The 20,939-nt window shown below is 64.7% G+C and carries 16 protein-coding genes and 1 tRNA gene; 9 read left to right on the forward strand and 8 right to left on the reverse strand.

The annotated features are described in order from the left end of the window. The first annotated feature begins 73 nt into the window (after positions 1-73). Both FS320_RS12440 and FS320_RS12445 read left to right on the forward strand, forming a co-directional pair. Entirely contained in the window at positions 74-367 is a 294-nt protein-coding gene (locus FS320_RS12440) for a hypothetical protein (RefSeq protein ID WP_152711925.1), read from the forward strand. Positions 368-736: 369 nt separating this feature from the next. Then, entirely contained in the window at positions 737-1,147 is a 411-nt protein-coding gene (locus tag FS320_RS12445) for a hypothetical protein (RefSeq protein ID WP_152711927.1), read from the forward strand. A gap of 163 nt (positions 1,148-1,310) precedes the next feature. Here FS320_RS12445 and FS320_RS12450 read toward each other — a convergent pair. After that, positions 1,311-1,386: transfer RNA gene (locus tag FS320_RS12450), tRNA-Glu, on the reverse strand. A 137-nt stretch (positions 1,387-1,523) separates the two neighbouring features. On the opposite strand from FS320_RS12450, the gene FS320_RS12455 reads away from it, so the two are divergent. Together FS320_RS12455 and rpoH are read left to right on the forward strand one after the other, a co-directional pair. Next, complete coding sequence (locus tag FS320_RS12455) at positions 1,524-2,480, forward strand: RluA family pseudouridine synthase (protein WP_152711953.1); 957 nt, start codon at positions 1,524-1,526, stop codon at positions 2,478-2,480. Positions 2,481-2,667: 187 nt separating this feature from the next. Beyond that, positions 2,668-3,558 (forward strand): RNA polymerase sigma factor RpoH, encoded by an 891-nt coding sequence (gene rpoH, locus FS320_RS12460; RefSeq protein WP_152711929.1) that lies wholly within the window; start codon positions 2,668-2,670, stop codon positions 3,556-3,558. A gap of 72 nt (positions 3,559-3,630) precedes the next feature. Here the strand turns inward: rpoH and FS320_RS12465 are convergent, their stop codons facing one another. Both FS320_RS12465 and FS320_RS12470 read right to left on the reverse strand, forming a co-directional pair. After that, positions 3,631-4,818 (reverse strand): histidine kinase, encoded by a 1,188-nt coding sequence (locus tag FS320_RS12465; protein ID WP_152711931.1) that lies wholly within the window; start codon positions 4,816-4,818, stop codon positions 3,631-3,633. 34 nt (positions 4,819-4,852) lie between these two features. Continuing rightward, the gene (locus tag FS320_RS12470) at positions 4,853-6,145 is read right to left on the reverse strand and encodes an adenylosuccinate synthase (protein ID WP_152711933.1); all 1,293 of its coding nucleotides are present in this window, start codon (positions 6,143-6,145) and stop codon (positions 4,853-4,855) included. A 256-nt stretch (positions 6,146-6,401) separates the two neighbouring features. Between FS320_RS12470 and FS320_RS45925 the strand changes: the two genes are divergently transcribed. Together FS320_RS45925 and rnk are read left to right on the forward strand one after the other, a co-directional pair. After that, positions 6,402-6,587, forward strand: a complete 186-nt coding sequence (locus FS320_RS45925) for a hypothetical protein (protein ID WP_152737955.1) — start codon at positions 6,402-6,404, stop codon at positions 6,585-6,587. Positions 6,588-7,861: 1,274 nt separating this feature from the next. Continuing rightward, the gene (gene rnk / locus FS320_RS12475; protein ID WP_152711935.1) at positions 7,862-8,290 is read left to right on the forward strand and encodes a nucleoside diphosphate kinase regulator; all 429 of its coding nucleotides are present in this window, start codon (positions 7,862-7,864) and stop codon (positions 8,288-8,290) included. Between the two features lie 101 nt (positions 8,291-8,391). Here rnk and FS320_RS12480 read toward each other — a convergent pair whose 3' ends face one another. Continuing rightward, entirely contained in the window at positions 8,392-9,255 is an 864-nt protein-coding gene (locus FS320_RS12480) for a type 1 glutamine amidotransferase (RefSeq protein ID WP_152711937.1), read from the reverse strand. A 76-nt stretch (positions 9,256-9,331) separates the two neighbouring features. Here FS320_RS12480 and FS320_RS12485 point away from each other — a divergent pair, with 76 nt between their 5' ends. Beyond that, positions 9,332-10,237 (forward strand): DMT family transporter, encoded by a 906-nt coding sequence (locus FS320_RS12485; RefSeq protein ID WP_152711939.1) that lies wholly within the window; start codon positions 9,332-9,334, stop codon positions 10,235-10,237. Positions 10,238-10,379: 142 nt separating this feature from the next. Here the strand turns inward: FS320_RS12485 and purU are convergent, their stop codons facing one another. The 3 genes from purU to FS320_RS12500 all read right to left on the reverse strand — a co-directional run bounded on the left by purU (position 10,380) and on the right by FS320_RS12500 (position 14,220). Continuing rightward, positions 10,380-11,252, reverse strand: coding sequence for a formyltetrahydrofolate deformylase (gene purU / locus FS320_RS12490; protein WP_152711955.1), 873 nt, complete (start codon positions 11,250-11,252; stop codon positions 10,380-10,382). Positions 11,253-11,322: 70 nt separating this feature from the next. Next, positions 11,323-12,915, reverse strand: a complete 1,593-nt coding sequence (serA, locus tag FS320_RS12495; protein WP_152711941.1) for a phosphoglycerate dehydrogenase — start codon at positions 12,913-12,915, stop codon at positions 11,323-11,325. Between the two features lie 132 nt (positions 12,916-13,047). Continuing rightward, positions 13,048-14,220 carry a phosphoserine transaminase gene (locus tag FS320_RS12500; protein ID WP_152711943.1) on the reverse strand — a complete coding sequence of 391 codons (1,173 nt, stop codon included), beginning with the start codon at positions 14,218-14,220 and terminating at the stop codon, positions 13,048-13,050. Positions 14,221-14,469: 249 nt separating this feature from the next. Between FS320_RS12500 and FS320_RS12505 the strand changes: the two genes are divergently transcribed. Both FS320_RS12505 and FS320_RS12510 read left to right on the forward strand, forming a co-directional pair. Continuing rightward, on the forward strand, positions 14,470-15,741 hold the full coding sequence (locus tag FS320_RS12505; RefSeq protein ID WP_152711945.1) for an efflux RND transporter periplasmic adaptor subunit: 1,272 nt from the start codon (positions 14,470-14,472) through the stop codon (positions 15,739-15,741). Positions 15,742-15,802: 61 nt separating this feature from the next. Next, the gene (locus tag FS320_RS12510) at positions 15,803-18,964 is read left to right on the forward strand and encodes an efflux RND transporter permease subunit (RefSeq protein ID WP_152711947.1); all 3,162 of its coding nucleotides are present in this window, start codon (positions 15,803-15,805) and stop codon (positions 18,962-18,964) included. A 228-nt stretch (positions 18,965-19,192) separates the two neighbouring features. Here FS320_RS12510 and glmM read toward each other — a convergent pair whose 3' ends face one another. Then, complete coding sequence (gene glmM, locus FS320_RS12515; RefSeq protein ID WP_162002949.1) at positions 19,193-20,548, reverse strand: phosphoglucosamine mutase; 1,356 nt, start codon at positions 20,546-20,548, stop codon at positions 19,193-19,195. Between the last annotated feature and the right edge of the window lie 391 nt (positions 20,549-20,939).

The following is a 20,939-nucleotide window of genomic DNA, read 5'->3' on the forward strand; positions in this document are numbered from 1 at the left end:
GCCATCATGAAGTGCCAGTTCTGCCAACAGGAGATCGAGAACCCCTGCCATAATGCTCAGGAGATGCAGCAGCGTGCGGCAAGCCATGTGGAGCGTTGCGAGCATGCTCTCCAGGACCGGCAGGGCATGGGATCCGGCTCACATCGCAGCGATATTCAAAGCAACGGGTGAGGCCATGGCCGGCAAGGCTGAAGACCGCGCTCAAGGCTTGGCCGAGCGAAGCGTGAACACCAGCATCGTGCATCCAACCGAGGGCAACTCCGATCGTCGGATTCGAGACGGCCATTCCGCAAGCGACCGCCACCTGACCGAGAACGATCAACGCGAAGGTATGGAGAAAACCGATCCTGGAAATCCGAAAGCTTAAGGCGCATGAAGCCTTGGCAGTGTGCCGAACGCCTGGAAATCCCGGATGAGACCGTCCTGGAAGAAGGTGTAAGGCCGGAAGCAGAAGTCCACGGGTCCCCGTAACGAACGGGTCACCCAACGCAGTTCACCACTGAGAGAGTTGCTTCGACGGCCCGTAAAAGCGGGCCGTTCCTATGTCGGATTCCTTCTTATCGGAGACGATGCGATAGACTGGCAAAGCCGCTGGCAATACATGACATTTAATAACGTTAATCCTTCCAAGTAACCTCGAATATTTATTGTGATTTTCCACACATCGGACATTGTGCTCGCGGTTGTAGTGAAAACGTAAACAAACCAACCGGGGAATACTTTCAGGAGGACCTTTATGACTGCGTCGTCGCTCAGCTTCAAACTTGCTGTTTTGTTCGTCATTGCAGGCATGGCGATGGGAATCGGGATGGCGGCTTCCCAGGACCATTCGATCATGCCGGCCCATGCGCACCTGAACCTGCTCGGGTGGGTGTCGCTGTTCCTCTTCGGCATTTATTACGAGCGCCGCCCGGCCCTCGATGCGAGCCGCCTGGCCCTGGTCCAGGTCATTGTCTGGTCTGTCGGCACCGTCATCCTGACCATTGCCGTTGCCGCCCTTCATCTCGGCTACACAGCTTTCGATCCGGTTGCCGCGATTGCATCGCTCATCGTGCTGGCCGCAATGGTACTGTTCGCCTATTTCGTCTTCAGGCCTGCTCGTGGCATCGCTTCGTCACCGACGGCTCGCCTGACGCCCGCCGAGTGAAAAGCATGCAGACGGGGCGGCGCCTGCCGCCCCGGAACCATCGCTGCTGTCGGCAGGTCTTAATTCGCGCCGGCAGAACCTGCCGCTCTTTTGAGCGCAGCTGAATTAGCCATGTCCAGAAAAGCAAAAGCCTCGCACGAGGCGAGGCTGCTTATCGAACCTTTGGCGCTCCCTAGGGGACTCGAACCCCTGTTTTCGCCGTGAGAGGGCGACGTCCTAGACCGCTAGACGAAGGGAGCTAGCAAGGTTGAGGCCGCTCGTATAACCACCCTTCTGAATCCCTTCAAGTCCTTTTGCTGAAAAAAGCGAACGGCCCAGGTGAAATGAGGATGCGGTGAACGACACGACTCAACAGGAATGGCTCTTGGAAGACGGCATGGCGGCCGAGCGGCTGGATCGGGTGCTGGCACGCCTTCAGGCAGATCTGTCGCGGAGCCGCCTACAGGCGCTCATTCGTGACGGTCAGGTTGCCGTCGATGACACGCCGGTCCTCGATCCGAACCGGAAGGTGGCAGGCGGTGTTCGGATCACCCTGACAGTGCCGCCGCCCGTTCCTGCAGAGCCCGCCGGCGAAGCGATCGATCTCACCATCGTCTACGAGGACGACGACGTGATCGTCATCGACAAGCCCCCGGGCCTCGTGGTTCATCCGGCGGCCGGGCACGATTCCGGCACTCTGGTGAACGCCCTCATCGCCCATTGCGGCGAGAGCCTTTCGGGGATCGGCGGCGTGAGGCGGCCCGGCATCGTCCATCGCCTCGACAAGGACACGTCAGGCCTGCTGGTGGTCGCCAAGAACGACCTCGCTCATCAGGCGCTCGCAGCACAATTCGCCGATCACGGCCGGACCGGCCCCTTGGAGCGCGCCTATCTGGCGATCCTCTGGGGCGTGCCCGAGCGGCGGCGGGGAACCGTGGAGGCGGCGCTCGCCCGCAGCACCCATAACCGCGAGAGGATCGTCGTGGTGGGAGAGGATCGTGGCCGTTATGCCATCACCCACTACGAGGTCCTGGAAGGCTTGCCTCCCGCCAACCCTATCGCAAACCTGGTCCGATGCGAGCTGGAGACGGGCCGCACGCACCAGATCCGGGTTCACATGGCCCATCTCGGCCATCCCCTCCTGGGCGATGCGACCTACGGCTCCGGCTTCAAGACCAAGGCGAACCGTCTCTCGGAGCCGCAGAAGGAGGCGCTGAACGCCCTGAATCGACAGGCCCTGCATGCCGCGATCCTCGGCTTCGAGCATCCGCGCAGCGGAGAATTCATGCGTTTCGAGAGCCCCCTTCCCCTGGATATGGCAGCGCTTCTCCAGGCTTTGCGAGTTGCAATCTAGCGTCAATCGGTCGCAAAATCAGGTTACGCTGGCACCCTTGCGACTCTGAAGCGTTCACCACGTCTTGAAGCCTGAGGCCTCTATTCGGACAACGTTGAACCGCTTATATAGAGGGCAGGGTGGCCGGCCATGGAGGGGGGCCACCCCAGGCTTGCCTCGTGTTGAGGGAGCCAAAGGAGGAGACAATATGGCTGCAGCGCTTCCAGTGCTTGCCAATGAAGGGGGCCTTTCGCGCTATCTCGACGAAATCCGTCGCTTCCCCATGCTCGAGCCGCATGAGGAGTACATGCTCGCCAAAAGCTGGCGTGAGCATGGAGATCGCGAAGCGGCCCATAAGCTCGTGACGTCCCACCTGCGCCTGGTCGCCAAGATCGCCATGGGCTATCGCGGCTATGGCCTGCCGATCGGCGAGGTGGTGTCGGAAGGCAATGTCGGTCTGATGCAGGCCGTCAAACGCTTCGAGCCCGACAAAGGCTTCCGCCTCGCCACATATGCCATGTGGTGGATCAAGGCGGCGATTCAAGAATACATCCTGCGCTCCTGGTCCCTCGTGAAGATGGGCACCACCGCGAACCAGAAGAAGCTGTTCTTCAACCTGCGCAAGGCAAAGGGCCGCATCTCCGCGTTCGAGGAAGGTGATCTTCGCCCCGACCACGTGAAGCAGATCGCCACCCAGCTCGGCGTGACCGAGCAGGACGTGGTGGACATGAACCGCCGCCTCGGAGGCGACGCCTCCCTCAATGCGCCCTTGCGCGACGAAGGCGAAGGTGGCGGCGAATGGCAGGATTGGCTGGTCGACACCGGCCAGAGCCAGGAGCAGGTGCTCGTCGAGGAGGAGGAGGGCCAGAACCGTCTGGCCGCCTTGCGCTCGGCGCTCTCGGTGCTCAATCCGCGCGAGCGCCGCATCTTCGAGGCGCGCCGCCTGTCTGACGATCCGATCACGCTCGAAGAGCTCTCCACCGAGTTCGGCGTGTCCCGGGAACGCGTCCGTCAGATCGAGGTGCGGGCCTTCGAGAAGATCCAGGAAGCGGTCAAGAAGAACCTGACCCAGATCGAGACCTCGTCGGCCGACGCTTAAACCGCCGACAGCGGAAGCATGGAAAAGCCGCGCATCGAGCGCGGCTTTTTTGTTGTCAGAGATCGGTTCGTCTTACTGCCACTGATTGAAAGCGTCGTTGAGGATCTGGCTGCCCGAGCCGCCTTTCTCGAAGCTCAGGATCGCGCGCTGGCCGGACGCCATCCGCACCGGCAGGTCGATCCAGTTGCGGCGCACGAACAGCTGGGTGTTGCGTGCCACATCGACCTGGAGATTGGAGAGGCCGATCAGGAACAGGTTCTCGCGCACCGGCACCGGAAGCCCGGCGACCGGGGTTCCGCGAGCGGCTTCCTCATCCTTGAACTGCAGCAGGCCCACATCCCGGATGACACGGTTCGTGTCGCCTTCGCGGGTGGTGAAGGTGAGTTCGACCGTATGCGAAGCGGGCAGCGTCGCGTCGAGGTTGCGCCTCAGCACCATGCGCATCGTCAGCCCGGCATCGGGCACCTCGATCTGGGCGCTGACCGCTTTCTCGAGCGGCTGACCCTGACCGGGATTCACGTCCTCGAGACGCCACGTCACGCGACCGACCTGCGCCTTCGGGGTCTGCGGACTGGTGGGATCCTCCTCATAGAAGACCGCGCGCTGCACCACACCCGCCTCTTGGCGGGGCGCGGGAGTGGGAGCGGTCGTGGGAGCAGCCTGACCGCCGACCCGCTCGTTGATCTTGGAATCGGCAGGAGCCGGCTGCGGGGCTGCCGCGACAGGTGTTTCGGGAGCCAGATCTTCGGGCTTGTCGCGCCACAGGAAGGCGAAGGCGGCAATGGCCGCGATCACGAGCGCCAGAACCGATCCGAAGATGATGGTCCGAGCCCGCCCCTTGCCCTGCATGGCCGGATGAGGACGGCTGTCGATCTTGGGCCGCGCCACCGCGGGCTCGGCATAAGTGTCCCCGGCCTCTTCCTCGGCGGCGGCTGGAGGAGCGGGAGCGCGCAAGCCATGGACCGAGCCTGTGTTCCGAGGTCCCTCGGGCGCCGGCTGATCGTCGGCCAGCATGTTCGAGAAGGCATCGGGATCGAACCCGGCCGCAGGCACGGTGTGATCCGCCTCGACTCGGGCGATGGCTTCGTCGAGGGAGCGGCTCTCCTGCTGGATCTCCGGCTCGCTCAGGGGCGGGTTGAGAGAACGCAGCTGCGCGATCAGAGCCGTGCGGGCACGCTCATACACGGCGTGCCGCTTGTCGGGCGTCTGCTCGGGCAAGCCTTCGACGGCTCGTGCGATGAGAGGGTAATAATCTGCCATTTCTCTTTGGGAATGACCCGCCGTGGCTCCGTCGTCAACCCTCAAAGGGGTTCTTCATGAGGATTGTGTCGTCACGCTCCGGCGAGGTGGAGAGCACGGCGACGGGCGCTCCGATCAATTCCTCGACGCGGCGGACGTATTTGATCGCCTGTGCCGGAAGGTCAGCCCAGGAGCGCGCTCCTGCGGTCGAACCGCTCCAGCCTTCGATCTCTTCGTAGATCGGCTCGACGCGCGCCTGAGCGCCCTGGCTCGCCGGGAAGTAATCGATGGTCTCGCCATCGAGCTTGTATCCGACGCCGATCTTGATCGTCTCGAAGCCGTCGAGGATGTCGAGCTTGGTGAGGGCGATGCCGTCGATGCCGGAGGTGCGCACCGTCTGGCGCACGAGCGTGGCATCGAACCAGCCGCAGCGGCGCTTGCGGCCCGTCACCACGCCGAACTCCTTGCCCTTCTGGCCGATTAGCTCGCCGGTCTCGTCGAACAGCTCGGTCGGGAACGGCCCCTCGCCCACGCGGGTCGTATAGGCCTTGGCGATGCCGAGCACGTAGCCGACGCCGCCCGGGCCGAGGCCGGAGCCGGTCGCCGCCTGTCCGGCCACCGTGTTGGAAGACGTGACGAAGGGATAGGTGCCGTGATCCACATCGAGCAGCGCGCCCTGTGCGCCCTCGAACAGGATGCGCTTGCCGGCGCGACGCTCCTCGTCGAGCAGGCGCCACACGGCATCCATGTAGGGCAGGACCTTGGGCGCGACCGAAGCCAGCTCGTCATAGATCGCCTTGGGCTCGAACTCGTCGAGACCGAAGCCGCGGCGCAGGGCGTTGTGATGCGTGAGCAGCCGCTCGATCTTCTCAGGCAGAGACGAGAGGTCGGCGAGGTCCATGAGCCGGATGGCGCGGCGGCCGACCTTGTCCTCGTAGGCCGGGCCGATGCCGCGCTTGGTGGTGCCGATCTTCGTGCCGGCGCTGCCGCTTTCGCGCAACGCATCGAGCTCGCGGTGGATGGAGAGAATCAGCGTGGCGTTTTCAGCGACGCGCAGGTTCTCGCGGCTGATCGAGACGCCCTGCTCGCTCAGACGCTGCACCTCGCCGGCGAGCGCATGCGGATCGAGCACGACGCCGTTGCCGATGACGGAGAGCTTGCCCGGACGCACAACGCCGGAGGGCAGGAGCGAGAGCTTGTAGACCTTGTCGCCGATCACGAGGGTATGGCCGGCATTGTGACCGCCCTGGAACCGCACGACCACGTCCGCCTGTTCGGACAACCAATCGACGATCTTGCCCTTGCCTTCGTCGCCCCACTGGGCGCCCACGACAACCACGTTCGCCATCGCTCAAGCCTCACATAAAAAAACCCCGGCGCAAGGCCAGGGTTGGGTAAAAACCTTGCAAACCCTCATCGTGGATCGCGCGCCTCAGGTCAAGGCGGAATGAGCCTCGATTCCTCGATCATATGTGTCGTGAAGGGCGGGAATATGATTTTCCGTCGGGCAGAGGGCGTGAACATTGCTCGCCGGCGGGGAACAGGCCCGGGTGCAGTCTGTCGCACACTCTGTTCCCTCGCGGGGAAGGATCGAGGGTCGGGTCGTGACCTCGGAGCAGGCGCGTGACGAATATCGTCATGGCCCGCTTCTCCCCGTCCTCTCCCCGGACTTGGTCCAGGGATCGGTGCTGGTGATCCCGATGAAGGGAACGCGGCGCTCGTCTGATCGGGATGGCCGGGACCGGCCCGGCCATGACGGTGAGGAAAGCCGCAGATTGGGGCACGCCTGAGGAGCGAAGCGTCGCGCAGGACGGCGCGCTTCCGGTGCTCTCCGGAGCCTCCTTCGAGACGCCGCTTGCAGCGGCTCCTCAGGATGAGGGCTGTGAGACTGACAGCGTGAATCGGTGGATACGTTCTGCCCTCGCACCCTCCGACTGCACCCTCCGACGTCATCACCGGCTTTGTGCCGGTGATCTCGATGGATCGAAGCGCTGTGCTTTTCCGCATCCGGATGGCCGGCCATGACGTGGTGGGTGTGATGACGGGCGCAGGGACGATGTGTCTGTCCAAGAGCCAGCACCCGTAGGCCCAGGGCTTGAGAGCCCTGAGCCATGAGGATGATCGAGGGTGGTGCGAATGGCAGCCCGGCTCGATGGCTATGGTGGAATGGAAGAGCCGGACGGCGCCTCGCACGCGGGACTGTTAGGCGTTTCGACTTGGACCAGCACAGGGCTGCCAAGGGCCTCCCGCCAACCGGCGTGCGAGGCCTGCTGCAGGACCGCTCCCCGCCCCACATCTGCGACGCCTCGCGAGCGCGCCCCCCGTCGGGCCGGGATGAGCACGGGTCGAGCCCAGATGATACACAGTGTCAAGAACAAAGTGAGAACATAGTCCGCAGGCCTGGCTATAATCCTCCCCGTCATCACCGGCCTTGTGCCGGTGATCCCGATCCGTAAAGCGAAGCACCTCACCGGATCGGGATGGCCGGGGCAGGCCCGGCCATGACAAGGAGAGCGGCGGTTCGGGATGGCATCGTCCGGTTCACCTTCCCTCTCACCTCCTCAGGATGCGGCTGGAGAGACGGGAAGGCAGGCGGGAATGGCGGCACAGCCATCATTTGACAAACACGATGCGGTGTAGGAGCCTCGGCCCATCATGTTGAGCCTTCTACGCCATCGTCGCGGCCTGCATCGGGCAGGCAACCTCATCGCGGGCCAGTAGCCCCGAGCTCAACGCGCGTCTGCGCTCCGAGCTCGGGGCGCCTCATACGATCTGAACCACCGGACATGGTGTGAGGCTGGATGCCGGCTGAGCCGGCGCGGCGACACTGGTATCGCGGCTTCATGCGGGCGCTCCGTGCCGCGAAGGCAGGATCGTCCACGGTCAGACGAACTCAACCGCGCTCCTCCGCCTGCGAAGGCCCTGATCGGCGGGACCACCACACAGCCCGGGACGCCTATGCCCGCGCCCCGCAATCCATCTCACGACCGACCGGAATCCAATGGCGATCCCGGTGCCTGTTGCAGCGTCGCGCGCTGCAGCATCTTCAAAAAGGAAATATCGAATGACCAAGAGAACAAGCGGCAGGGCGAAGCCACGGATCACTCTGACGGCGGCCGATCACGAAAAACTCTCAACCCTTGCCGCAGCGGCCCTGCACACGATGCCGGACGTGGCACGGGAGCTCGCCGAGGAACTCGATCGGGCTCATATCCTGCCTGAGGGAAAGCGACGCGCAGACATTGTCTACATGGGCTGCGAAGTCGATTTCCGCGATGACACCGCGGGCCGCGTGCAGACAGTCACCCTGGTTTATCCGCACGAAGCCGACATATCGAAGGGAAAGATCTCGGTGCTGACGCCGATCGGGACCGCTCTCATCGGGCTCCCGCTGGGACAATCGATCGGCTGGACCACCCGCACGGGTGAATCGAAGCGCCTGACCGTGCTGCAGGTGAGCAACGCCGCCGCGGCGGAACGGGAGCCCGTCTGAGCAGCCACGCCTGAAGACACCCTGCTCGTCATGGCCGGGCTTGTTCCGGCCATCCACGTCCTCTGCCGAAGCGCGTGTGCGAACGCGACGAGCGAGAAGCCTCACGCCCGTCCGCGCACGCTCTTTTGCGTCTTCACGCGATGCTCGATGAAGTTGCGGATTTCGCGGATGCGGCGATGGGGGTCGAGGATTTCCGCATCGATGCCGTGCCGCCAGGCGAGGTCGAAGCGGGACGGATCCTTGTCGAGGGCGGACAGATCCTGCGTATAGGCAACGGCCTCTTCAGCCGTCCGGCAGAAGCCCTCCCTCACCAGGATGTCCGTCCGGCGGCTCAGGATGGCGGCGAGTTCGCTTAAGGAGAACTCGGGATGATACTGCACGCCCCAGAACACGCCGCCATTCTGGCGGATCTCGGCGGCCTGGACCGGCGAGATGGCATTGCTCGCCAGCACCGTGCAGTCGCCCGGCAGGGCCGTGACCACGTCGAGATGAATGGCGGGCGCATCGTAAGCCGCGGGACGTCCCTCGAGCAGAGGGTGAGTGCGGCCTGCCTCGGTGGCCGTGAGCTTGCGCGCGATGCCCACTTCGCGCCCGAGCGGGTTCGGCCGCACGTCCCCGTCCGCCGCGACGGCCGCCACCTGCAGGCCCCAACAGGAGCCGAAGGACGGGGTCCGGGACGCATAGACCGCCCGCATCAGGTCGATCTGGCGTAGGATGTCGGGCGTGCGGTCGTAGATGTTGAGATGGGAGCCGGTGAGCACGATGCCGTCGTAGGATTCGAGCCCGGCCGCATCCGGCAGGTTCGCGCCCTCGTCCGTCGGAAAGGCGATGTCGCAGACGGAATCGTCATCAATGCCGTGAATCACCTCCGCGTAGGACTCCGAGAGCGTGAGTCCATAGGCTTCCTTGTGGGCCTGCCTTGCACCCCGCGTATTGCCCTCAACCACCAGAAACCGTAAGGCCATGCGTGTCACCCGCTTTCTTTCGTGCCGGTTTAGCCGAACGGCACGCGGCGGCAAGCGCAATAAGGTCCGGCCTCCGATGAAATTTCTGAATTCGCTCCGGCAAGGCCTTTGGGGGCGGGCCTATGTTCTCCTGGTCCTCACCACGCTCATGTGGGCCGGCAACGGCATCGCCGGCCGGCTCGCCATCGGCGAGGTCTCGCCCATGGTGCTGACCTGCCTGCGCTGGATCGTCGTCGTGGCGATCCTGCTGCCCCTCGTCGGGCGGCAGCTCGTGGCCGAGTGGGCGAAATTCAAAGCCCGCTGGCTGTTCACCATCCTCATGGGGGTCTTCGGCTTCACCGCCTTCAACGCATTGTTCTATGCCGCCGCCCATCACACCAGCGCGGTCAACCTCACCATCTTCCAGGGCTCGATTCCCGTCTTCGTGCTTCTCGGCATGATCCTCGTCTTCCGCGCCCGCGTGATCCCGCTGCAGATCCTAGGCATGATCGTCACGCTGATCGGCGTGATCATGGTGTCCGTCAAAGCCGACTGGGAGATCCTGAAGACGCTGGCGATCAATATCGGCGACGTGTGGATGCTGATCGCCTGCGTGTTCTATTCGATCTACACGCTGGGCCTGCGCTATCGTCCGGAGATGCCGGGCCTCGTGTTCTTCGCCGCCATGGCCGTCGTGGCCTTCGCCAGTTCCCTGCCCCTCGTGGGCGTGGAGATGATTCAGGGCACGGCGCAGTTCCCCACGCCGAAGGGCTGGCTCATCCTGCTCTATGTCGCGCTCCTGCCCTCGCTGCTCTCGCAGATCTTCTTCATCCGCGGCGTGGAGCTGATCGGCCCGGCGCGAGCGGGGCTCTTCGTCAATCTCGTGCCGGTGTTCGGCGCCCTGCTCGCGGTGGTCCTGCTCGGCGAGCCTTTCGCGACCTATCACGCGCTGGGTCTGGCGCTGGTGCTCGGCGGCATCTGGCTGGCAGAACGGCGGCGGTAGGCATTGACGCCCTATATCCCGACTCTCCGCGTCACGGCAGGGCTTGTCCCGGCCATCCGGATCATTTGAAGGCCGCGCCTCAGTCGATCGGGATCACCGGCAAGGCCGGTGATGACGTCGTAAGTGTGACAGCCCGCTGCCTCTAATCCGCGAACACCACCGTCTTGCGGCCGTTGAGCAGGATGCGGTCTTCCAGGTGATAGCGCACGGCGCGGGCCAGGACGCGGCGTTCGATGTCGCGTCCCTTGCGCACGAGATCCTCCGCCGAGTCGCGGTGCGTGATCGATTCCACGTCCTGCGTGATGATCGGGCCTTCGTCGAGATCGGACGTCACGTAATGCGCGGTCGCGCCGATCAGCTTCACGCCGCGGGCATGAGCCTGATGGTAGGGCTTGGCGCCCTTGAAGCTAGGAAGAAACGAGTGGTGGATGTTGATGCAGCGTCCGGCGAGCTTTGCCGCGAGACCGTCCGACAGCACCTGCATGTAGCGCGCGAGCACCACGAGATCGGCCCTGGAGTCGCGGATGACCTCCCAGACCCTGGCTTCCTGTTCGCGCTTCGTGTCCTTCGTGACGGGAAGGCAGTGAAACGGAACGTTGCCGAGATCCACATGGCTGTAGGTTTCGGCCGGATGATTGGCGATGACGCCGACGGGCTCGAAATCGAGCTCGCCGATGCGCCAGCGATAGAGCAGATCCGCGAGGCAATGATCGAATTTCGAGACCAGCAGCATAACCCGGCGCTTCTCGCCGGGATCGCGCAGGGTCCATGTCATGCCGAAGCGCTCAGAGAGCGGCACGAAGCCGCTCTTCAAGGCATCGATATCGCTCTTCCCCGACACGGGATCGAACACGACACGCATGAAGAAGCGATCCGTCTGCGTATCGTCGTATTGCTGGGCGTCGAGGATGTTGAGACCCGCATCTGACAGATGCCCGGCCACGGCGGCCACGATACCGGGACGGTTCGCGCAGGCGAGCGTCAGGACGAAGCGTTGTGAAGGGACATGGGCCATCATGCTTACCTCAGCGTCTTGCATGTCGCATCTTCCGGCAAAGTCGACGCCGGTTTGCCGGAAGAGGCGTTTAGAACCGCACGGCGCGGGCGCGCTTGACCTGCGGAATCTCCTCGATCTTGCGCAGGAGTTCATCGGAGACCGGCTGGTCGACCGACACGAAGCAGATGGCGTCGCCGCCCGGTTTGTCGCGACCGAGCGCGAAGGTCGCAACGTTCACGCCTGACTCGCCGAGCAGCGTGCCGAAGCGTCCGATGAAGCCGGGCTTGTCGTCGTTGCGCACATAGATCATGTGCGGCGCGAACTCCGCATCGACCGCGATGTCCCGGATATCGAGCACGCGCGGCTTGCCGTCCTGGAACACGGTGCCGCCCGCATGGCGCGGCATGTCCTCGGCATCGACGATGATGCGGATGAAGCTTTCGTAGTCGCGGACCGCGCTCTCGCGCTTGACCTCCTCGACCGTGATGCCGCGCTCTCGCGCGACAACCGGAGCCGACACCATGTTGATGTCCTGCAGGAAGGGACGCAGCACGCCGGTCACGGCCGCCGAGGTCAGCGCGCGGGTGTTCATTTCCGCCACGGCGCCCTCGTATTCGATGCGGATGCCCTTGATCGAGGCTTCCGTGAGCTGGCCCAGGAAGGAGCCGAGTTTGTCGGCAAGCGCGACAAACGGCTTCAGGCGCGGCGCTTCCTCCGCGGTGATCGAGGGGAAGTTCACCGCGTTCTGGATCGCGCCCTGCAGCAGATAGTCCGACATCTGCTCGGCGACCTGCAGCGCCACGTTTTCCTGCGCTTCCGTCGTTGCGGCACCGAGATGCGGCGTGCAGACCACGTTGGGATGGCCGAAGAGCGGGTTGCTCGTGGCCGGCTCCTCGATGAAGACGTCGAAGGCCGCGCCCGCCACATGGCCGGAATCGAGCGCGGCACGAAGCGCCACCTCGTCGACGAGACCGCCGCGGGCGCAGTTGACGATGCGCACGCCCTTCTTGGTCTTGGCGATGTTTTCGGCCGAGAGCACGTTCTTCGTCTTCTCCGTCATCGGCACGTGCAGCGTGATGATGTCGGCGCGGCGTAAGAGATCGTCCAGCTCCACCTTCTCGACGCCGAGTTCGACCGCGCGCTCCGGAGACAGGAAGGGATCGTAGGCGATCACCTTCATGCGCAGGCCGATGGCGCGATCGGCCACGATGGACCCGATATTGCCGCAGCCGATGACACCGAGCACCTTGGCCGTCAACTCGACGCCCATGAAGCGGTTCTTCTCCCATTTGCCCGCTTGCGTGGAGGCGTCGGCCTGCGGGATCTGGCGCGCGAGCGCGAACATCATGGCGATCGCATGCTCGGCGGTGGTGATAGAATTGCCGAAGGGCGTGTTCATGACGATGACGCCCTTCGCCGTGGCGGCAGGGATCTCGACATTGTCGACGCCGATTCCGGCGCGGCCGATCACCTTCAGGTTCTTGGCCTGCTTGAGGATCTTCGCCGTGACCTTGGTGGCGGACCGTATGGCAAGGCCGTCATACTCGCCGATGATGGCGGCGAGTTTGTCCTTGTCCTTGCCGAGATCGGGCTGGAAATCGACCTCGATGCCGCGATCCTTGAAGATCTGCACGGCGGCGGGAGACAAAGCGTCGGAAATGAGAACGCGGGGAGCGGGCATGGGTTGAACCTCATGGCGTCATGGCCGGGCTCGTCCCGGCCATCCATGTTTGCCGGTATTGCAAGCTCAGCCCTCGAAAGGCGTGGATCCCTGGGACACGCCCGGGGATGACGGGACAGGGGTCAGTGAGCGTTACGCCGCTTTCGCGAGCTTCGCCTTTTCCTGCGCGAAGGCCCAGTCGAGCCAAGGCGTCAGGGCTTCCAGATCGGATTGCTCGACGGTGGCGCCGCACCAGATGCGAAGGCCGGAAGGCGCATCGCGATAGGCGCCGATGTCGAGAGCCACATTCTCCTTGTCGAGCGCTGTCGTGATGCCCTTGGCGACCTGCGCCACGGCCTCGGGGCCCTGTGCGACCACGTCCGGATCGGCGATGACGAGGCAGACGCTGGTGTTCGACGCGGTGGCGGGAACCTTGGCGAGATTGGCGATCCACGGGGTCTTCGCGACCCAATCGTGAATGACCTTCGCGTTGGCGTCGGCCTTGGCCACGAGCGCATTGAGTCCGCCGATGGACTTCGCCCATTCGAGCGCGTCGATGTAATCCTCGACGGCCAGCATGGAGGGCGTGTTGATCGTCTCGCCCTCGAAGATGCCTTCGATGAGCTTGCCGCCCTTGGTCATACGGAAGATTTTCGGCAGCGGCCAGGCCGGCTTGTAGGTCTCGAGCCGCTCCACCGCGCGGGGGGAGAGGATGAGCATGCCGTGGGCCGCTTCGCCGCCGAGAACCTTCTGCCAGGAGAAGGTGACCACGTCGAGCTTGGAAAAATCGAGCTTCTGCGCGAAGGCCGCCGAGGTGGCATCGCAGATGGTCAGCCCCTCGCGGTCGGCCGCGATCCAGTCGGCGTTCGGCACGCGCACGCCGGAGGTGGTGCCGTTCCAGGTGAAGACCACGTCGCGGTTCTTCGCATCGACCTGCTTGAGATCGGGGAGCTCGCCATAGGGCGCATTGACGACGCGGGCGTCGGCAAGCTTCAACTGCTTGATCACGTCCGTGACCCAGCCCTCGCCGAAGCTCTCCCAGGCCAGCATGTCGACCGGGCGAGCGCCCAGCATCGACCACAGCACCATCTCCACGGCGCCGGTGTCCGAGGCCGGCACGATGCCGATGCGGTAATCGGCCGGCACCTCCAGCACCTCGCGGGTGAGGTCGATGGCGAGCTTCAGGCGCGCCTTGCCGAGCTTCGCGCGGTGCGAGCGGCCGAGGCTGTCGGTCTTGAGGTTCTGGAGAGACCATCCGGGGCGCTTCGCGCAGGGGCCGGACGAGAAGAAAGGCGCGCGCGGACGCGCGGCGGGCAGGTTTGGCATGGTAATCCATCCTTACAGATGGGCGCCTCTCGGTGGGGAGAGGTGTCCCGCCGACCGGTATGACGGAGGCAAGGACCACGGTCAAGGCACGGATCGTCGGGGCAGGTGTTCAGATTACGAAATCGTAATACAAAACATCGTGTCTGCTGCGTTATGTTCACAGCGCTTGGCATATATTGTGCTAGGACACCTTCCGACAATTGTGACCGAAAAAGCCAATAAGGCCGAGAGACTGAGTAAGGAGCGAGCATGCGTGTGTCCGGTCAACTCGCTGTCATTGCCGTGCTGGGGGCAGCAGGCTTTGGCGGCTGGTACGCCTACAAGGGCGGCCATCTGGCCCAAGTGCCCGTGATCGGCGCCTATGTGAGCCAACCCGCAGACCAGCAGGCCGCTGCTCCGGGAGGTCGCAGCCGGGCCGGTCAGTTGGGGCCTGCGGCGGTCGACGTGGACACGGTGAAGACTGGACGCATCGTCGAGGTTCGGGAATCGGTCGGTACGGTGCGTGCCTATGAATCGATCACAGTGACCGCCAAGGTGGCAGGAATCATCGGCCAGATCGGCTTCGAGGAAGGCCAGAAGGTCAAGGCCGGCGATACCCTGATCCAGTTCGATGCCGCCGAGCGCCGCGCCGAAATCGAGCAGACCATCGCCGAAGCGAGCCGCGCCGAAGCCCTCAAGAACGAAGTCGCCATCAAGCTCGAGCGGGCCCAGGCGTTGAGCCGCACCGGAGCAGGCACCGGCGCCCAGGTCGACGACCTGACGGCCCAGATGAAGTCGCTGGAGGGCTCCATCGCCTCCGTCCGCGCCCAGCGCAAGGCCGCCGAGGCTCGCCTCGAAGATCTGAACATCCGGGCCCCCTTCGCCGGCCGCGTCGGCGTCCGTTCGGTCTCGCTCGGCGCCTATGTGGCACCGGGCACCCGGATCACGTCGCTCGACGACCTGTCGAAGGTGCGCCTCGACTTCGCGGTGCCGGAGAACCTCCTAGGCCGCCTCAAGCCGGGCCAGACGGTCAACGCCACCTCGGCGGCCTATCGCGGCCGCACTTTCAAGGGCACCGTTGCGACCATCGATACACGCGTCGATCAGACGACCCGCACGGCGCGCCTGACCGCCGAGTTCGACAATCCGGACGAAGCCCTGAAGCCCGGCATGTTCCTGTCCGTGGCCCTGGAGGTTTCGACCAAGGACGACGCCGTCGTGGTGCCGGAGGAGGCCGTCGTCAGCGAGGGCCTGCGCCATGTCGTCTATCCGGTGAAGGACAGCAAGGTGGAGCGCCGCGTCATCACCATCGGCCAGCGCCAGGGCGGCAAGGTCGAGGTGGTGGACGGGCTGAAAGCCGGCGAGACCATCGTCGTGCTGGGCGTCCAGCGCGTGCGGCCCGGAGCCGAGGTCGTCGCCCGCCCGGTGGGCTCGGGCGCGCCGGCCGCGCCTGTCCCGGCGGCGAACCGGGAGCAGCCCTCCCGCTCCTCGCTGAACGTCCCGCAGGCCATCGGCGCCGCCCAGGCGGCCGAGCGCAAGTGACTTCTCTCTCCCGCTCCGGCGGGAGGTTTTCGTTTACAGACTGGTATAGAGCCGAACCACCATGCAGGTTTCAGACCTCTTCATCCGCCGTCCTGTCTTCGCCGTCGTGGTCAGCCTGCTGCTGATCGTGGGCGGCCTTGCCGCGCTCATGAACCTGCCGGTTCGCGAATATCCGCAGACCGACCGCCCGGTCGTCTCGGTCTCCACCGTCTATCGCGGCGCCTCGAACGAGGTGATCGAGAGCCGGGTGACGGAGATCGTGGAAGGCGCGGTGGCCGGCATCGAGGGTATCCGCCAGATCACGTCCCAGAGCCAGAACGACCGCTCGTCCGTCTCCATCGAGTTCGAGGTGTCCCGCGATCCGGAAGCCGCGACCTCCGACGTGCGAGACGCCGTTTCCCGCGTCGCCGGACGGTTGCCCGACGGAGCCGATACGCCCGTGGTGCGAAAAGTGGATGCGAACGCCTCGGCCATCCTGTGGGTCGGCGTCACGTCCACCACTCTCGATGCGCTGGAGCTCAGCGACTACCTCAAGCGCGTCTATGTGGATCGCCTCTCCACCGTTCCGGGCGTGGCCAACGTCAACCTGAGCGGCGAGCGGCGCTTTGCCATGAGGATCTGGGTCGACCGGCCGGCGCTCGCAGCCCGCGGCCTGACGGTGCAGGACCTGGAAACGGCTATCAAGCGCCAGAACGTGGAGCTGCCCGGCGGCAGGATCGAGTCCAGTCAGCGCGAATTCACCGTCAAGACCGATTCCCGCCTCGCCACGCCCGAAGAGTTCTCGCAGGTGATCGTCACCAACAAGAACGGCTATCTGGTCCGGCTCGGCGAGGTGGCTCAGGTCGAGGTGGGCCCGGAAGACACGCGCTTCGAATTCTACCAGTCGGGCGAGACCGCCATCGGCATGGGCGTCGTGCGCCAATCGACCGCCAACACGCTCTCCGTCGTCGATGGCGTGCGCAAGGAACTGGACGAACTCAAGTCCTCCCTGCCGCCCGGCACCATCGCTGAAGTGGCCTATGACGAGAGCCAGTTCATCCGTGCCTCCATCGACGGCGTGCTGCACACGCTCGTGGAAGGTGTGGCGCTCGTGATCCTGGTGATCCTGATCTTCCTGCGCGACTGGCGCTCCACCATCGTGGCCATGGTGGCCATCCCGGTCTCGATCACCGCAGCCTTCATGGTGATGAGCTTCTTCGGCGCGTCCATCAACGTGCTGACCCTGCTCGCCATCGTGCTCGCCATCGGCATCGTGGTGGACGATGCGATCGTGGAGATCGAAAACGTGCACCGGCGCATCGAGGAGGGCCAGCCGCCGCTGCTCGCCTCCTTCGACGGCGCCCGCGAGATCGGCTTCGCGGTGATCGCCACCACGGCCACGCTGATGGCCGTGTTCGTGCCGCTCGCCTTCATGACGGGCAATACCGGCAAGCTCTTCCGCGAATTCGGCATCACGCTTGCCGCCTCGATCTTCTTCTCCGGCGTCGTGGCACGCACGCTGACCCCGATGCTGTGCTCCAAGCTGATGGTCCCGGCCCACGGCCGGATCCAGCGCATGACCGAGCCTGTGTTCGAGAAGATGAACAACGGCTACCGCTGGCTCCTCTCCCGCGCCCTGAGGGTACCGGTGGTCATCCTCTTCATCGGCTTCCTGGTGTCGCTCTCGGCCTACGGCCTGTTCCAGTCCCTGCCGAAGGAGTTCGCGCCAACTGAGGATCGCGGCGCCGTCATCGTCCGCCTCCAGGCGCCGGAGGGCGCCAGCCTCGACTACACCCGCGACCGGGTGAAGGAGGTCGAGCGCGCCCTCATGCCCCTGCATGAGCAGGGCCTCGTCGCCTCGATGCTGAGTCAGGTGGCCCCCGGCTTCGCACGCCCCTCCCCGGTCAACGAAGGCATCGTGATCGTGCGCCTCGTGCCGTGGGAAGACCGCACCGAGAGCCAGCAGGACATCGTGCGCCAGATGACGCCGAAGGTGTCGAGCTTCCCCGGCGCGCGCGTGTCGTTGGTCAACCCGCCGGCCTTCGGCGGCGCCGGCGGCTTCGGCCAGCCGATCCAGTTCGTGCTTGGCGGCCCGGATTACGAGACGATCCGCGGCTGGCGTGACATCGTCATGCAGAAGGCCCAGGAGACGGGCAAGTTCGTCAACATGGATTCCAACTATCGCGAGTCGCAGCCGGACATCCGCGTGCAGATCGACCGCCAGCGCGCCGCCGATCTCGGCGTCTCGGTGGAGGATATCGGCCGCACGCTCGAACTGATGTTCGGCGAGACCGAGGTCTCGACCTTCGTCAGCCGCGGCGACGAGTACCCGGTGATCATGCGTGCCCGCGCCCAGGACCGTGCGACGCCCAACGATCTCACCAACACCTTCATCCGCGCTGCCAACAGTGAGCTCGTCCCCCTCTCCTCCTTTGTGACCCTGACGGAATCGGCTGCGCCTCAGGCCCTGAACCGGTTCGACCGCCTGCGCTCGATCACGATCCAATCCTCGCTGTCACCGGGCGTCTCCATCGGCGAAGGCCTGGAGATCCTCCAGCAGATCGTGCGCGACAACCTGCCGGCGGAGGTGCGCATCGGCTATAACGGCCAGTCCAAGGACTTCCTGGACTCGACCGGAGCGATCTACGTGACCTTCACCATGGCGCTGCTGGTGGTGTTCCTGGTACTGGCGGCGCAGTTCGAGAGCTGGATCAACCCGTTCATCATCATGCTCACCGTACCGCTTGCAGTGACGGGCGGATTGCTGGCTTTGTTCGTCACCGGACAGACGCTCAACATCTACAGCCAGATCGGCATGATCCTGCTCATCGGCCTCATGACCAAGAACGGCATTCTGATCGTCGAATTCTCGAACCAGCTGCGCGAACGCGGATACTCGGTGCGGGATGCGGTGCTCGAAGCCTCGGTGCTGCGCCTGCGTCCGATCCTGATGACCTCGATCGCCATGATCGGCGGCGCCGTTCCGCTCGCCTGGTCCACTGGGGCCGGCGCCGAGGCGCGCAACGCCATCGGCTCGGTGATCGTGGGCGGCGTCACCGTCTCGACCATGCTGACCATGCTGGTGGTGCCCTCGATCTACCTGCTCCTCGGCGGCTTCACCAAGCCTGCCACCTACGTGAGCGAAATGCTCGACAAGCTCCGCGCCCAGACCGGCCAGCCCGCCCACGGCGACGACCTACCGTCGCGGACCAAGCACGTGCCGCCGGCTCAAGCGGCGGAGTGATCCGGAGCGGACGCCTTCTCCCTTGAGCCTCAATCCTGAGGAGGACCGTCAGGTCCGTCTCGAAGGACGAGGGCGGGTCCAGTGCTCTCTGAATCCTCCTTCGAGACGCCTGCTGCGCTGGCTCCGCAGGATGAGGTTGAGAGACACACTACCAAGAAGACGGAAAACAAAAGCCCCGGCGAGATGATCGCCGGGGCTTCTGTTTTGAAAGCGAAACGGAAGCCGTGCTTACGCAGCGGCCCTCGAAGCAGCCTGGGTAACGGCCTCCACCACGTCGTCCACCACGCGGTTGACGAGGTCCTCGTTGTCACCCTCGCCCATCACGCGGATTACAGGCTCGGTGCCGGAGGGACGGATCACGAGACGGCCGGAGTTGCCGAGGGTCTCGCGGCCGGACTCAATGGCCTGGATAACCGAGGCCTCCTGCAGCGGCTTGCCGGACTTGTAGCGCACGTTCTTGAGCACCTGCGGCAGCGGCTCGAAGCAATGGCAGACCTCCGAGACCGGCTTGCCGAGGCTCTTTACCACGGCGAGGAGCTGGAGAGCCGCCACGAGGCCGTCGCCGGTCGTGGTGTAGTCGGACATGATGATGTGGCCCGACTGCTCGCCGCCGAGATTGTAGCCGTGGGCGCGCATGTGCTCGAGCACATAGCGGTCGCCGACCGCGGTGCGCACCAGGCCGAGGCTCATGCCGTTCAGATAGCGCTCCAGGCCGAGATTGGACATGATCGTCGCGACGATGCCGGGCTGCGCCAGGCGGCCGTCCTCCTTCCAGGAGCGGGCGACGACGCCCATGAGCTGGTCGCCATCGACCCGATGGCCCTTCTCGTCGACGATCAGCACCCGGTCCGCATCGCCGTCGAGGGCGATGCCCACATCGGCGCGCAGTTCGCGCACCTTGTGGATCAAGGCGTCGGGCGCGGTGGAGCCCACATCGTGGTTGATGTTGAAGCCGTTGGGTTCGACGCCGATGGACACGACTTCGGCGCCCAGCTCCCACAGGGCCTCCGGGGCGACCTTGTAGCCGGCGCCGTTGGCGCAATCGATCACCACGCGCATGCCTTCCAGGTCGACCTGGCGCGGCAGGGTGCGCTTGGCGAACTCGATATAGCGGGCCTGGACGCTCTCGATGCGCTTGGCGCGGCCGAGCGTGGACGACCCCGCCAGACGTCGCGTCAGGTCGGAATCGATCAGAGCCTCGATCTGAAGCTCCATGTCGTCGCTGAGCTTGAACCCGTCGGGGCCGAACAGCTTGATGCCGTTGTCCTCATAGGGGTTGTGGGAGGCCGAGATCATCACGCCCAGGTCGCAGCGCATGGAGCGCGTCAGCATGGCGACCGCGGGGGTTGGGATCGGACCCAGCAGCAGCACGTCCATGCCCACCGAGGTGAAGCCGGCCTGAAGGGCGGATTCGATCATATAGCCGGAGAGCCGCGTATCCTTGCCGATCACGACCCGATGGCGGTAATCGCCGCGCTGCTGGAACATGAGACCCGCTGCCTGTCCGACCCGCAGGGCCAGATCCGGCGTGATGATTCCGTTGGCGCGGCCCCGGATGCCATCGGTTCCGAAGTATTTACGCACGTGCCTTGTCTCCGCATTCCGTAGCGCCAATGCGCGCCTTGGCTTTTTCAAAGCAACCTCCCTGAATTAGGTCAAGGCACCTGAGCCAATCCGCGCCATCACAAGTGATAAGCGATTGTTACAAGCCTTAAACCTGGTCCTTAGGGATTATTAGATCTTTGAGGTAAACAAAAAGAACGCCCGCCGGGAAGCGGGCGTTCTGAATTTTACATGTCCAGGCGTCTTCAGGCCTGCGGCTGGGGCTCCATGCCCCCGTCGCTCTCCCGCGGGCGGCCACGGCCGGCGGTGGGCACGGCGGAGCCGCGGCTGGGGCTGATCGCCTCGCCGGTATCGCGCACCGGAGGCTGTCCGTCGAGGAGATGGCGGATTTCGTCGCCGCTCAGGGTCTCGT

Origin of the sequence: Microvirga tunisiensis (assembly GCF_009296175.1) — a bacterium.
Lineage (GTDB): Bacteria > Pseudomonadota > Alphaproteobacteria > Rhizobiales > Beijerinckiaceae > Microvirga > Microvirga tunisiensis.

Excerpts from the sequence above, each read along its gene's own strand:
- FS320_RS12500 (WP_152711943.1), bottom strand. The coding sequence starts at position 14,220 with ATGCCAAACCTGCCCGCCGCGCGTCCGCGCGCGCCTTTCTTCTCGTCC.
- FS320_RS12470 (WP_152711933.1), bottom strand. The coding sequence starts at position 6,145 with ATGGCGAACGTGGTTGTCGTGGGCGCCCAGTGGGGCGACGAAGGCAAG.
- rpoH (WP_152711929.1), top strand. The coding sequence starts at position 2,668 with ATGGCTGCAGCGCTTCCAGTGCTTGCCAATGAAGGGGGCCTTTCGCGC.
- purU (WP_152711955.1), bottom strand. The coding sequence starts at position 11,252 with ATGGCCCATGTCCCTTCACAACGCTTCGTCCTGACGCTCGCCTGCGCG.
- FS320_RS12485 (WP_152711939.1), top strand. The coding sequence starts at position 9,332 with ATGAAATTTCTGAATTCGCTCCGGCAAGGCCTTTGGGGGCGGGCCTAT.
- FS320_RS12510 (WP_152711947.1), top strand. The coding sequence starts at position 15,803 with ATGCAGGTTTCAGACCTCTTCATCCGCCGTCCTGTCTTCGCCGTCGTG.
- FS320_RS12455 (WP_152711953.1), top strand. The coding sequence starts at position 1,524 with ATGGCGGCCGAGCGGCTGGATCGGGTGCTGGCACGCCTTCAGGCAGAT.
- FS320_RS12465 (WP_152711931.1), bottom strand. The coding sequence starts at position 4,818 with ATGGCAGATTATTACCCTCTCATCGCACGAGCCGTCGAAGGCTTGCCC.
- serA (WP_152711941.1), bottom strand. The coding sequence starts at position 12,915 with ATGCCCGCTCCCCGCGTTCTCATTTCCGACGCTTTGTCTCCCGCCGCC.
- FS320_RS12480 (WP_152711937.1), bottom strand. The coding sequence starts at position 9,255 with ATGGCCTTACGGTTTCTGGTGGTTGAGGGCAATACGCGGGGTGCAAGG.
- FS320_RS12505 (WP_152711945.1), top strand. The coding sequence starts at position 14,470 with ATGCGTGTGTCCGGTCAACTCGCTGTCATTGCCGTGCTGGGGGCAGCA.
- rnk (WP_152711935.1), top strand. The coding sequence starts at position 7,862 with ATGACCAAGAGAACAAGCGGCAGGGCGAAGCCACGGATCACTCTGACG.
- FS320_RS12445 (WP_152711927.1), top strand. The coding sequence starts at position 737 with ATGACTGCGTCGTCGCTCAGCTTCAAACTTGCTGTTTTGTTCGTCATT.